At 28.5% G+C, this 13,977-nt stretch carries 15 protein-coding genes; all 15 read right to left on the bottom strand.

From position 1 onward, the window contains the following. Positions 1 to 55 precede the first annotated feature (55 nt). The 15 genes from ACSIGC_RS11280 to ACSIGC_RS11210 all read right to left on the bottom strand — a co-directional run bounded on the left by ACSIGC_RS11280 (position 56) and on the right by ACSIGC_RS11210 (position 13,907). A complete protein-coding gene (locus tag ACSIGC_RS11280) occupies positions 56 to 487 on the bottom strand; it encodes a TIGR02594 family protein (RefSeq protein WP_442264925.1) in 432 nt (143 codons plus the stop codon). A gap of 288 nt (positions 488 to 775) precedes the next feature. Next, on the bottom strand, positions 776 to 1,321 hold the full coding sequence (locus tag ACSIGC_RS11275; RefSeq protein WP_442264924.1) for a hypothetical protein: 546 nt from the start codon (positions 1,319 to 1,321) through the stop codon (positions 776 to 778). Positions 1,322 to 1,324: 3 nt separating this feature from the next. Continuing rightward, positions 1,325 to 2,020 (bottom strand): hypothetical protein, encoded by a 696-nt coding sequence (locus ACSIGC_RS11270; RefSeq protein WP_442264923.1) that lies wholly within the window; start codon positions 2,018 to 2,020, stop codon positions 1,325 to 1,327. A gap of 69 nt (positions 2,021 to 2,089) precedes the next feature. Next, positions 2,090 to 2,710, bottom strand: coding sequence for a DUF2589 domain-containing protein (locus ACSIGC_RS11265; RefSeq protein ID WP_442264922.1), 621 nt, complete (start codon positions 2,708 to 2,710; stop codon positions 2,090 to 2,092). A gap of 467 nt (positions 2,711 to 3,177) precedes the next feature. Beyond that, complete coding sequence (locus ACSIGC_RS11260; protein ID WP_442264921.1) at positions 3,178 to 3,516, bottom strand: hypothetical protein; 339 nt, start codon at positions 3,514 to 3,516, stop codon at positions 3,178 to 3,180. A gap of 173 nt (positions 3,517 to 3,689) precedes the next feature. Next, complete coding sequence (locus ACSIGC_RS11255; protein WP_442264920.1) at positions 3,690 to 4,205, bottom strand: hypothetical protein; 516 nt, start codon at positions 4,203 to 4,205, stop codon at positions 3,690 to 3,692. Positions 4,206 to 4,225: 20 nt separating this feature from the next. Then, positions 4,226 to 4,570, bottom strand: coding sequence for a hypothetical protein (locus ACSIGC_RS11250; RefSeq protein ID WP_442264919.1), 345 nt, complete (start codon positions 4,568 to 4,570; stop codon positions 4,226 to 4,228). Positions 4,571 to 4,572: 2 nt separating this feature from the next. Then, positions 4,573 to 7,320: a hypothetical protein gene (locus ACSIGC_RS11245; protein WP_442264918.1), complete on the bottom strand. Its 2,748-nt coding sequence runs from the start codon at positions 7,318 to 7,320 to the stop codon at positions 4,573 to 4,575. A 141-nt stretch (positions 7,321 to 7,461) separates the two neighbouring features. After that, complete coding sequence (locus ACSIGC_RS11240) at positions 7,462 to 8,382, bottom strand: hypothetical protein (RefSeq protein ID WP_442264917.1); 921 nt, start codon at positions 8,380 to 8,382, stop codon at positions 7,462 to 7,464. A 4-nt stretch (positions 8,383 to 8,386) separates the two neighbouring features. Further along, positions 8,387 to 9,106 (bottom strand): hypothetical protein, encoded by a 720-nt coding sequence (locus ACSIGC_RS11235; protein ID WP_442264916.1) that lies wholly within the window; start codon positions 9,104 to 9,106, stop codon positions 8,387 to 8,389. Between the two features lie 535 nt (positions 9,107 to 9,641). Continuing rightward, entirely contained in the window at positions 9,642 to 10,130 is a 489-nt protein-coding gene (locus tag ACSIGC_RS11230; protein WP_442264915.1) for a hypothetical protein, read from the bottom strand. A gap of 85 nt (positions 10,131 to 10,215) precedes the next feature. Continuing rightward, a complete protein-coding gene (locus ACSIGC_RS11225) occupies positions 10,216 to 10,551 on the bottom strand; it encodes a hypothetical protein (protein WP_442264914.1) in 336 nt (111 codons plus the stop codon). A 96-nt stretch (positions 10,552 to 10,647) separates the two neighbouring features. Continuing rightward, positions 10,648 to 11,067 (bottom strand): SMI1/KNR4 family protein, encoded by a 420-nt coding sequence (locus ACSIGC_RS11220; protein WP_442264913.1) that lies wholly within the window; start codon positions 11,065 to 11,067, stop codon positions 10,648 to 10,650. 171 nt (positions 11,068 to 11,238) lie between these two features. Continuing rightward, positions 11,239 to 11,658 carry an SMI1/KNR4 family protein gene (locus ACSIGC_RS11215; RefSeq protein ID WP_442264912.1) on the bottom strand — a complete coding sequence of 140 codons (420 nt, stop codon included), beginning with the start codon at positions 11,656 to 11,658 and terminating at the stop codon, positions 11,239 to 11,241. An 8-nt stretch (positions 11,659 to 11,666) separates the two neighbouring features. Continuing rightward, a complete protein-coding gene (locus ACSIGC_RS11210) occupies positions 11,667 to 13,907 on the bottom strand; it encodes an HNH endonuclease (protein WP_442264911.1) in 2,241 nt (746 codons plus the stop codon). Positions 13,908 to 13,977: the final 70 nt, after the last annotated feature.

The following is a 13,977-nucleotide window of genomic DNA, read 5'->3' as shown; positions in this document are numbered from 1 at the left end:
TTCTTTCTCTCTTTTTAACTTACATTATCTTTCACAAAGCTTTTGTATATTTTATTTATACGTTTTTTTTCAAAACACGATAATCTAATATTCTATTTTTCGGATAAGCTTTTATACTCACGCTGTTTCCTTGATTTCCTCCAAGCAAATACACGTAGCGTTTAGATTCTTTTATCAAAAACCCTACATGACCTTTCCAACTACTCGGGTCTTCTCTCCACAATACAACTACATCTCCTTGTTTCGGTGCACTTGTAGATTTACCAACAGACAGCCAACTTCTTGCATTCAATTTATTTGACTTTTCATATCCTGCTTCTTTTGCTACCCAATTAGCAAAAGCACTACACCATGCTGTTTCATCACTATAATTTGTTATATCGAAACCCATAGTTTTAAAATAATTAAGTATTTGAGGATGATCTTTTGCTCCTTTTACTTCTTTAACTCCATATTGCGATAACGCCACTGATATTAATTTATTCATATAATTTTTTTTAATAAAAGCGTTAGCAGACAGAACATAAAAAGTTAACGGTTCTTTATTTTTCTCTTTTACCAGATTGTGGTTTAACCTAACTTTATGTTTCTACTTAACATAAAAGATTCATTATTAAAACAACACTAATTAATAGCAATACAAATATACAACATATTACATAAACACACAAACAAAATACAGTTTATTTTTGTAAAATGTTATATTTAATAAAAGCCCAATATTGATTATTGAGCTTATTTTTTTGTGATATTACTGTTTTTTAACCTTTATAAATTATAGGTTTTCTATTTCTATTTCTTCAGCAATAAGAAGTAAAACATCTGTTTTATTTATTAAAGATTGAATTTGAGCAGTAATTCCTCGTAATTGTTCATGCATTGTACAAAATTGCCAAACTTCTTTAATAAACTGAGTAAAATTTGTTTTAGGATCGTATTTAAATTGCTGGGTTTGATAAATAACTCCTAACAATTGTTTAATAGAAACCTTTGCTTTTTCTATAGTATCTGTTAATCTAGCATACACTGACCATAAATCTGCTTGAGCATCAGTTAAAAGTCTAGAACAAAAATGTAATTGTTCTTTTCTTTTATATTGATTATTTTTAGGGTAATAAGTTGATAACTCTGCTCTTTTCACAGAAAACATAGACGCTTCCGCCAAATTATTTTGTTGAAATAACTCTTCTGTTTCCGCCAACCAATCTCTTAATTCTTTTGAACTAGCACTACTCTTTCTTTCAAGTAAATCTACAATTGGATGTATCTTAGATAGTTGTATTTCTAAACTTTTTAAAGTATTAAGAATTGATTTTCTCATTGTTTATTCAGGTAATAATTTAGTGGTTACTATTCCATTTTCATCTTCAGAAATATGCCATTCCATTCCTTCTTCTTTTAAAGTCATTTTTATTTGAATAACATTTTCAGGCGGTAATTCTTTTAATTTATGTCCTTCAACAATAACCTTAGGTTCTATTTTTTCTTCACTAACAACTGGTTTTGGATTTACATACGGTTTTAGTTTATCTCTAAGTGTATTTGCTATTTCGGTCATATCAATTCTACTAGTCAGAGGAGGATAAATTGAAAAGTAAATTTTCACTATGCTTTGCGCATAAGTATTTAACTCATTAAAAAGATCTGAACCTAATTGTAAATTTTTCTCTAAAACAATAACTTGTTTATTTGTTTCACTTATAAGTTTCAACTCATTTTCTGGAATAGGTTTAACAGAGATTGGTGAGATTTCTTTTAAAGTTACAATTGTTTTTTCAGCAAAAGCATTTTTGTCTTCAATTGGAATATAGGGCATGGTATTCCCTGTACTAACTTCAGCAATAGCAACAGGAATAGTTAATTCAATATTTTCTGCTTTAAACCTAGGCACAGAAAAATGTTTTAATAAATTGTGTTTTGCAAATTGTTCTGCAACTTCTAAAGATTTTAGATCAGAAACTAACCTCGCTTCTGCAACGCTTGAAGCAATACTTCCTAAATATTCATTAAGTTTTACCATTATTTTTTTCTTTTTTTAAGAAGGTCATTCGTGACGAATGACCTTCTTTTGATTAATTCAAAAAAATTATTAAGCTACAGTAGCAATGCTATCTTCTAGCATATTTAAAATTCTGTTTAATCCTTCAGGTAATTCTTCGTTTACAGCTCTTACCTTTACTCCTAAGTTGTATGTTTTTTCAACTCTAGATCCTTGGGTAGTATTTCTTCTGTATGAGGCAGAAGCTTTAAAATTGATAAACTTAAACTTTAAACCTAACTTAGCATCTAAAGCAAATTGAGAAGACACACTTCTTGTTTCTACGGAACTTAAACGTGCATTAAAATCAATATTAACTTCATCAATTCGTAATGAAGGGATTGTTAACATTGTTAAAAAAGGAACTTTAATAGCTACTTCGCTTTCTAAAAACTGGTTATCTGTATCAGTATCTGCTGGTAAACCTTCATCTGAAAGTTCAAGTGGCGTTTTACCAAAATGTGGATTAGCTGTAGACTTTTTATACTTGAAATCGACATAACGTAAATTATCTACAGTATCAGGAACTCCATCATCTTCAAAACCAACTTTTTGAATAAAATCTACAGTTGCCATAGAAGCTGCTGTTTGTGCTTGAATTGCCGCTTGTAACGGCCCTCCAACGTACACATTAAAATCTAAACTGTTTAACTCTGGTACTAAATTTGACATAAATAGGATGGTTTTTAAAATAGGCTTACTCTGTTTTTTACATGGTTTTTCTGCTCACTCCATAAAAGGTTTTAATTTAATTCTTTCACAAAATGTTTTTGCCCTCTTTTATTAATTCACAAACATATACACCCGAAAAAGATGAACAGATTGCAGTTTTATAACATCATGATTCAAATGATAAGCGCTTTGCTATAAAAGCTTCAAAAAATATGTTGGAATTAATATGGAAGAGATTTAAAAAAATGAAGAAACTCAAGTTAAAACCTCAAAAAAGTACCGTTTGGAATTCATACAAAATAGCTCGATTTGCGACTGTATGCCAACTGACGATTACGAGTACAAATATACAATCTTTTTTTAGTTCACACAAACTTTTTACTGTTTTTTTTGTAAAATGTTTTGTTTTAATATAATAAAAACCCAGAAATATGATTTCGGGACTTGTTTTTTTGTGATATTGCTGGTTACTTACTATCGTATCGATCTTCATCTGGGTACCAGTAAAGATCATCAACTTCTAGTAAAGTTCCATTTTCGTAAGCTTTTAAATAATTCTCTATTGAAAGCATAGTTCCAAAAGTAACCACCCTTCCTTTTTCTTTTTCAACCATAAAAGGATGATTATTAGCTAAAGACTTTTTTTGATCTCCTGTTAAAACAAATTCTTTAGATTCAAAAATATAAACGTTGCCATATGGTTTACCCGACAGTTCATCCGAAAGAACCATTTCTATATTACTTTCCTTTCCTAACTTTTCTATATAGCGTTCCGCTACTTCTTCCATTTCCTTATTTGTTAACATACTTTATTTAAATATTTCTAAAGCTTATTGTGATTCAGTAATACTTTCAACAATATATTCATAATTAGCTTCTGGTAATTCACCTTTTATATTGTTTTTAATTCTTTCTATTTCATTCATTTTTCAAAACCAAAAAAAGAGGTTCTATTAAAACCTCTTTTATAATTATTAAACTATTCTAATTTTAAAGTGTCTGAATTCCAGGTTTTATAACTTAATACATCACGACCAGCTCTAGATATCCTTATAATTGTTTCATCATCCCCACTTGCTAAACTACTATGCGGTATACCTTGATGATGAAGTAATTCGTAAGCTATCGCACCAATATCTCTACCTAAAATAATTATTTCAAATCCATCTTCATATAATTGCGAACTATACCATTCCCAATCTCTAATAGTTAGAACTCTTCTAACCATATTAGGTATATGAGAAAGTAATTCATCTCTATAATCATCTTCTTCTAGTTGATTAGTAAAGGCAACCACTTCTTTAGGTAGTAATTGCTCCCATTTAGGATCTTCCTCATGCAAATCTTTATTTTTTAATATCATTAACATACTTTGTTTGTATGTTTCTAATGCTCTTTCTGGTTCTTTAATATTTTCAACAATAATATATCTGTATCCTATACCTTCTGGTAATTCTCCGTTAATATTACTCTCTATTCTTTCTATTTCATTCATTTTTTAAAAACCTAAAAAATTTATTCAAATACAATAGGTATAAAATATTTACCATTTTTATTTATCTCTAAAGGTAAAGTAATGGGCCTTCCTCCTAAAGCATAATTGGTGTAAGTTATAGCTTTTCCAGTGTTATCATCAACATGAATAACTATATTACCTCCTTTCCAACCATCTTTAGGAACTTTGGCATAAACCAACCAAGAGTTTTCTAGTATATCTCCAGTATAAAAATCTTTTTCGTTTTTTTTAAAAAAAGCTTCAAACGGAGTATCTTTATCAAAATATATACCTCCTCTTTGTTCATCTAAATCCTCTAATACTTTTTGTAATAGTTTTATGCAATAGTCTTCTGTATATTTCATCGTTATATTTTTTTTAAATAACTTTCTAAATCAAAAAACTCAAACTCATTTAATGTTTTATTTTTCTTAAAATTACGATTAAACGCATTCAAATCATCCAAAATATCAGTCTCGTCCCATTTTGTAAATTTACGTGTTTTAATAAATTCACTTAACACATAAGTTTCATGAATTTCATCTGGTATTTCATGAAAGATTTTTAGAAAATTATTAGGAAAAAGTTCTTTTATTCTTAACCACATTTTCATGTGAAATAATTCATGTTGTACTGTATACGAAGTAATATCAAAAAAACCTTTATCAAAACCTTTTACACCAATTCCTCTAAATAAATATAAAGCAGGTCCATCTAGAGGTATTCCATAGTTTTTTGAAATTAAAGGTTGATCAACCCATAAACCGTCAAGTGATTTTTTCTGCCATTTCTTAAATAATTCTTTCCACTGTTCATTGTTTTTATCTATTAAAAACATATCAACACCATGTTCTTTTTTAATACGTTTAGCTATTTTATTAAATTTAGCTATAGAAATTATTCCCTCATTTTTTATTGTAAACTTACCAATGTTTCTAGTTTTTTCGGAAACTGTAATAATATCATTAATAATGTCATTTTTATCTACTCTATCAAGTTTCCCTTTCTTAACCAAATCGTCTAACGATTCCTCAAACTTAGGATTATCAATTAATTCTGTAGCTGTGTTTTTTAACTTACGCTCTAATGAAGCCGAAATTCCTCCAGCCAATGAAGCCATTTCTAGATAAAACAAATATTTAGCTGCTAATTTCCCTAGTTCTGTGTCTTCTGCTCCTGTTAATTTTAATAAAGCATTTACAGTTCCGGAGGTAACCTCTACTACTCCATCAGTAAACTCTGCTGCGGCTTTTACTCCTTGTGTTGTTTTATAAAAAACAGTTTTTCCTTTCTTTAACACTCTTAATAAACGCCCTGCTTTAAGGATATTTGCAACACCAGATATTGTCGTAACTACATCTAAAGTGTATTCTAAACTAGTAAATACATTTTCCCAAAACGCTTTTTCGTTATTGGCAAATAAAACAAAAGCAGGTAGAATTGTTTTTGCTGCATTAGTAGTTTCTTCATCTTGTAATAAAAACTGTGGGTTTTCACTATTTACAAATGATATCGGTGAAAAAGGGTGATACTGATAATCGATATGTTCAAAAACATCTATAATTCTTGTTTCTCCCGTGTCTTCAAAAGTGACTTTACCATCATCAAAATTACTCCTAGGCTTTAGCACCTCCTTTTCTCCAGATTTTACTCGAACAGTAATATCTAGTTGGTTTTGCTCGTCTTTCCAAGTAATTTCTGCATTATCGGTATAAAAACCTAATATTTTATTGGTTCTATAATCTAATAATACAGGGCTAGTTTCAGATATTTTTACCTTTTTGTTTTTAGTTTCTTCTGTTACTGCGTAGCTACTATTTTTCCAAATTTGCCATACAAAATCAATAAACTTAATAAACTGTTCGCCATCTATTTTTTTAGTTAACTTGTACAATAACGAACCTTTGTCTTTTGTTCTCCTTTTTAAAAGCTCTTCTAAAAACAGATCGTTTTTCTTTTTATCTACATTATATTCATCGTCTTGATTTAACTTTATAGCTTCTAAAAGTTTTAAAACTATATCCTCTTTATTGGTTTTGAAATTAGTAATAGCTTCTTCCGCTGTTTCTTGCACTAACTGCCACAAGTACTCTTCTCCAAAGTTTAAACCTCTAAATTTTTTCTCAAAGATTTCTTGCGGAACATAATATAAATAAGCTAACTTTTTAGTAATATCGTTTTTACTTCTTTTCAATAAAAACTGGATAAGTTTTATGTATTTTATACTGAAATCAGATTTTCTATTTCCACAACCTTCCGTTGTATTTAAAATTGATACACCATTTAAAAAATAAACCTCTACCATAAAACCTAAAAAACCTTCTGGGTCTCTAAATTTCAATTTTATAGCATAATCTTCTTTGAGTGGATCTACCTCATTATCATCGTTTTCAATCATGTCGTAGTCGTAATAAACAGTAACTTGATTTTTATCGATTGTAAAATCTGGAAACCTATATAATTTACCTGGTTTTGGGTTTAAAGTTAAGTTTACATGTCTTTTATTAAGATCTTCTTCAGAAATTTCAGTTATGATTTTTCCTAATGTTCTATCTATAAAACTATTCCTATACCCTTTTGCATTGGTATAATCGACATAATATACTCCGCTAGATAACCCTCCTAGTTCTTTAGGATTATACTCTAATGTTTTTCGTACGGATATTACAACTTCCCTTAATACTACATTTAAAAGATATACACTATTTTGTTCTTCATTATAAAATAGAGTCTCTTCTGTTGTTATTCTTATCGCAATAAATGCTGAGTCATCTAACTCTAAGAAATTTTCTTCTATGGTTTCTCCTTTTATTAAATCTTCTATAGAAACATATTTAGTCCGTCCGTTAAAATCTTTCTGAAAGAAGTAAGTTAAACTCTTATTTGCTGTACTTACATATAGTGGTAATTCTGTAATGATTTCTGAAAATGTATTGTTAAATGGTCGATCGTCTTTATACCTTATAACTTTTGTAAGGTTATTGCTTTTTAAATCTTGATTTTCATTGATGAAATCATTATCAATCCGTATAAATTGATATTCTTCTCTTCTTCTACTCCCATTTTGACCTCGATAAGGATTTAGAAAATTGATTAAATTATTAAAATCACTCATAACATTTCTTTTTCTTTAACAAATTGTGTTCAACATACTATACACTGAATTAAACAACGCCGAAACCTTACTGAAAAAAGTAAGAATCTCAACGTCGTTTAAATAATGTTGAAATTTAAATTCTAATTGTTTTTAGAAATTTTATGGTCTGTAAACATTTGTTATGTAACTTCCTGAAGCTATAATTTTACCTTCATTAAAAGTTACTTCAGATAAGATTTTTGCATTATCTATAAAAGAAAAAGCGAATTGATCTGGGTTTCCAGCTGAATTAAACAACAACTTATTAAGCTGTGAATCAGCAATATTACTTCCTTCAAACAAACCAATATTAAAAACAAAACTTCTACTTATAACCTCAAATGGTAAACTATTTAAAATCAAACCACCTAAAGGAACACCTGAAGAATTTAAATTTAGTATTGTTAGATCGAAAGTAACTGAATTACCCACTCTTACATAATTACTAGTAATACTAGAAGTAAAATTATAAGTAGCTCCTCCTCCTAAATCTATTAATTGCGGCACAAATGTACCTTGTTCATAAAAGTTCGCTTTCATTAAACCTGCATTATCTTTATCAGCAACACGAATAATTGCTTTTTGACCAGTGCTTGACTTAATTTCTCCTATTGTGGGATAACTTACATATGATAAATGAGTTGCACTTGAAGCAGTAATTAAACTACTGAAATCGATAGTAAATACCGTATCATCATCTCTCTTAAAAGTTGCAATACCATTTTCATTAACCTCTCCAGAAACTAAACGAGATAAATTAGTATCATCTATATATGAAGTTAAATCAATTTGTTTAACAACTACTCCATCTTTTAATAATGATAATTTGTTATTTGTAATATCTGAAAGTGTATATTCTGGAATTACCTTTTCTGAAACTACAGATACTTCTCCATTTTCATCAATAATAAATCTTCGATTTGGTTCACCCACAGGCTGTTTCGCGTCGATGTAACTATCGATTAAATCTGAATATTCTGCTTGAGTTGGTTTATCTCCTGTTTCAAAATATTTTTTTATTTCTTCTTTCGTCTTTTTCATACTTTTAATTTGTTGTTGGAAATTGTTGTGAAACAACATGATCTTCTGAAGCAGGATTCCAATCAACTACCACATTTCCTACACCAAAATAAATGTTTGATACGAATACTGTAGGTGAATCTGGAGTATTAATGATAACGTTACACCTTAAACTCCTCAATAAAGTATTACCAAAAAAAGATTTAATAGCATTTATTCGTACTCCAGGTTTACCTGTATCTTCAATATTATCAGTTAACAACCCTATTTTTTCACTAATTATTTCTCCTTCTGATGTAGTAGCTAAAAACTCTACAGCTATTTCTCCTTCCTTACTTGTTTTCCCATAAACATAAAAATCTGCTGACATAAAATACTGTCTTTCTGATTGCAACGACCCCTCATAAAATTTGTAAGATGGAACTTTACATTCATATACAGTTCCATTTACACTAGCAGCAACATTACTTTTCAAAACATAATTGCGAGTAGGTATAATAATTGTTTTTTCTACCTCTGGTTTATTCTTGATATAATCTGGCTGACTGGCATCTGTTTGCGCCCAATCTGATTGTTGACCTACTAAATTTACTTCGCCATTTTCATTGATAATAAATGTTCTATTCGATTCTCCAACAGGTTGTTTCGCGTCGATGTAACTATCGATTAAATCTGAATATTCTGCTTGCGTTGGTTTATCTCCTGTTTCGAAATATTTTTTTAATTCTTCTTTACTTTTTTTCATTGTTATAATTTTTATTTTTTGTGAAATAAACGTGCATAACAAAAAACCCATAACCTTAAATAAGATTATTGTTTTTTATTAATACACATAATAATATTAACCTCTACAACAGAAGTTAAATTTTACTACAATACACGGAAGTGATTGTTTAATTGTTAAAAAAATTACTGATTTTCTTAGTTTTTATAGTCAAAATATCTGATATAAAACATATTAAAAAGTTTTTTACATCAAAAACATATACTATTAAAATAAACTATTCTTACAGATGGTTGTTTTTTAAATAAACAGAGATAAGTTGTAATATGATCCTTTCTTTTTCGTTTTTTCTTAACTAGATTTTAGTTTAATCAAATGTTCTTTTTCTCTATAATATTTTTTAAACTGTTAAATAAGCAATACAAATATACAAACATATTACAAGTTAAAAAAACATTTTACATTTAAAGTTTTGTGAAATTTATTAAATAAAACAACCTCGTCTATTAAGATTAAGACGAGGTTGTTTTTAAATTCTTCTTTTTAAAAAAACATTCTACCAAGGTTGCAACCCCTTTATAGCTCTATCCACTAAAGCATTAACTAAGTCGCTAAATGTAGGATGAGGTACCTTCCAAATTATTTCATTATCCTCAGAATCATAATCTTCATTTACTGAACAATTCCAAGGTTGAGGATCATCACCTTCATCCAAATAAACAAACATAAAACTCTCTCCTTCAAAATTGTCGAATATCATAAAAGGACGCTCAATTTTCACCCCTCTTTCTTCTAATTTTTTGTCATAATATTTTCGCAGACCTAAATAGTTCCCTTCAACAACATCAAACCCCAATGGACAAAATTTACCAGATATAAATAAGTATTCTATCAATGATTTAGGCAAGGGCAATCCTTGATTAAATACTTTTTGATATTCATATATTTCCTCAACTGAATTACCCTCTGGATTCCTTAAAATTACCGGAGAATTTTCTAAACTATCTTTAACTTCATTAAGCTTCTTTAAAAAAGTAAATTCCATAATTTTTTATTTTAATTTATCAAATAGATTTTGGCCATTTTTTATAGTTTCATCACTGTTAACTATTAATTTTATTTTCTTTCCTTTAGTTTTTTAAAAACTCTTTTAAAATCAACAATTCTCTTTGACAAGAATTACAAGCATAATAAATATTCTTAGTTTCAATGATGAATTTATCTGATGTATTCATATAGTTTTTAATAAAATGGTATATATACTTAAACTCACTATCATTTTGCCTTGATTTACCCCTATCATCAACCACTCCTTTTATAAATTTTTTAACAATTTCATCTGTTTTATCAAAAGCAGGAATGAAATTATCATAAACATTAAAACCTCCTGAATGAACTAAATCTTCAATAATTTCACTTTGATTATCATTAACTATATGTGTTGTTTTTTTGATAAACTTCTCCAAAAATCAACTTTATCCAACTTAAAAAACGCATCTTTTTTACACAAAAAACTACCCCACAAAAACTTGTAGGGCAGCTTTACAATTAATATACGTTATTTACAATTCTTTCAACCCTTCTAGGAACTCTGAAAAAGAACTAGCTAACTTATGCATTTCTCCATCTGAATAATAAACATAAATACTCCCGTAATCATCTTTTTTTACAGACATAGAAAAATTACCTGTTCTTGACCTCCCAATAGAAATTTTCCCTTCTGGATAATCATTTAAACCATCTTTTGTGTTATATTTTTCAAAAGTACTTGAACCGTATTTAATTGAAAAAACATAAAAAAACTCTATCTCGTCATCCCATTCTTCCGGCTTAAAGTATAAGTCAACCGTAGATGAAAAACCATTCATCTCTAATATTTTTTCTTTGTAATCTTCCGGTAATGAGATACCATATTCCAACTCTAAATTCAAAATCTCCGATTCAGAAATCAATTTTTCTTCTCTTTTTTTAAATTTCATCATTTATTAATCAATTAATTTCAGAAGCTCCTCTATTTGTTTGTTACTTTAAAAGGCACTTTTCTTTTTTTACAACACTCTCTAAACAAACTTTATCCAACTTAAAAAATATTTTTACACAAAAAACTACCCCACAAAAACTTGTAGGGCAGCTTTACAATTAATATATGTTACTTACAATTCTTTTAACCCTTCCAAAAATTCCGTAAAAGAATCCGCCAACTTATGCATTTCTCCATCTGAATAATAAACATGAATACTACCATAATCGTCTTTTTTCACAGACAAAGATATTGTTCCTCCCTGAACATGTCCAATAGATAAATGACCATTAGGGAAATCATCTAAACCTCCAATATTAGCTCTTTCAACATTATATTTCCCATATTTGATTGGTAACAAATACTCAAAATATAATTCCTCCTCCCATATTTCTGGTTTAAAAAAATATTCTCCTAACGGATTCATACCGTTACTTTTTAGCATAAAGTTTTTATAACTCTCAGGTAGCTTCACGGAATACAAATTTTCTAATTCAATTAATTCCTCTCTAGTTAAATCATTTCCTTCTGCTTCGAATTTTATATTATTCATAATATCAGTTATTTTACCAAATTTAAAATCTCTTTTAGTTGTTTATGACTGCCCATATGTTGGGTGGTTTGCTCATGAACCTCTCTAATAACTAATTGTAAAGAGCTTTTCAAATCAGAATCTAAGTCATCCATATGATGCCAAGTTAATTTCAATTTACTATTTATAAGAGTTCCTAAGGATGGCTCAATACCTAGTTCTATCCAACAGTTAGAAAAATCAGGAGTTCTATCACTCGTAATATTAACCTTGACAATACCTTTAACTTTTTTAATTTTGTCAAAAGCACTATTAATATCTTCTAAACTATAACCTTTAATTTTATAATAGTCGCCATTACCTAACTTACCCTCTAACGAAAACATACTTTCTCCCATTACAGAAAAATCAGGCGTAACACCATTACTCTTACCTAATTCGAACTTTGAAATAGGAATATCTAAATCATAACCTAGTTCTCTTAATTTTTTAACAGACTCTTCTTTTTTATAGGATTTACCAACATTTCCTTTAACCTTGGCATACATTTTCTCTAATAAATCCTGTTTCTCATCAGGTGTCAATTTAGAATATTTAATATACTTTTCAATACCTATTTCATTTTCAGTTCTAAAAAGAACAATATCTTTATCTTCATCAATTAATTCTATTTTACTCCCTCCAGGTGTCCTTCTTACTCTCCATTTCATTGCTCCTAAGAAATCTTTAAAAATAGCATTAAATCTTTCGGCTTCAAAATCAATATCCTTTTTCATTTTCTTCAAATACCTATTAAGCTCTTTTTCATTGTTAAACTTTTTAATAGATATTCCTTTATAAACAACTTCAAACTCTTTATTTTTAATTTCTAATTTAGGTATACCTATACCAGGTGTAGCAGAACTTAAAGGAAAGTTTGTATCGAAACTTACGTTTACAGAAATTCCTTCTTTTTTTAGTTCTTTTAAGATTTTATTATCAATCTTAAAAAGCAACATATTTCTTACTTCTTTGAAACGCTTAAATAGTGCCTTACGAGTTTCATTTATTTTTTTTACGGATAGAATTACTGTTTTAGAACCTAATACAATATTAATAGCTATTTCTATTAATTTTGGAAAAAACTTCCCCAATTCATACGCTTGTTTGTATTGGTTTTCTTCACCCCAGAAAGCAAATAACTTTTGAAGCTCACCTATGATAAACCCTTTAACAATTGACCAATCAAAATTTTTAACAAGCTGCTGAATAGCATTTACAAATTCTTTTAAGTTACGATAGTTAAATAACCCAATTATAAAACCGAAGCCTTCAAAAATACCAGCAAGAACATCGATACAACCGTTAATGAACCCTACTATAAAAGCATTGTTCTTTTTTATGTATTCATTTAGAGCTTTTAGAGGCTCAAGAATAATATCTTTAAATACCACTAAAATTTGTTTCGCTATATTTCCGAATCTAACAATAATACTATTTACTTCGTCATATTGTGTAGATTGGATACTGAAAGAGCTTAATTGATCAAAAATCGCCGTGATCCCTGCTTCAACATTAGAAAAATCTTTGAAAATTGGATTATAATTAGATTTTCCTTCTTTGTCTTTGCTTTCTGGATTCCATTTAACTTCTTCTAGTTTTAGTTTTTTAATCTCCGTAGCTAACGCATTAAAAACCTCTTCAGATAAATATTTAGCAATATCATTTATTCCAATTACCCCTAAAGAGATACAATCTTGCATCAACTTAAAAAACTCTTCATAAACTTTTTCTGGTTTAAAGATTTCAGAAGGATAATTTATCGCAAAATCTTGAATATACTTGTATAGTAAATTATACGTTTCTTCTTCTCTAGGTTTTCGAACATTTAACCAATTAAACAGATCATTTATAATAACCTCTGTATTCTTCTTTTTATTTTCATTTTCTATAGCTTTTACTAGGTTTTCTCCTAATGTAACTCCGTGAATCTTTCTAAAATCATTAAATAATATTCCGGAGTCATTTAATTTTTCATATTGTCCTTGTTGCTTTTTTATTCCTTTTTTAAGCTCTATAAAAACCCTAAATTTGTTCGGGTCGTTTTTTAGTAAACCGAATTTTTTTTTAAAGTCAACTTCATCATCAACCCAAATTATTCCGGTTTTTACTAATTTTTGATTTAAAATTCTTTTTTCTTTAAAAACATCAAATTCTTGTTCTTCAAGCGTCTTAAAATCAAATGGAGGCGTAAAATCAAATTTATCAGCAAACTTAAATTTGTTACTCATGTATTTTACTTTTTAATAAATATTGAAGCTTAATACGACCCTAAAAACTTAGGGCCGTATTGATTCTATA

Origin of the sequence: Tenacibaculum aquaeponti (genome assembly GCF_052084715.1) — a bacterium.
Taxonomy (GTDB): domain Bacteria; phylum Bacteroidota; class Bacteroidia; order Flavobacteriales; family Flavobacteriaceae; genus Polaribacter.
The sequence above is the reverse complement of the archived record's forward strand: the minus strand, read 5'-3'. Positions and strand labels throughout refer to the sequence as shown.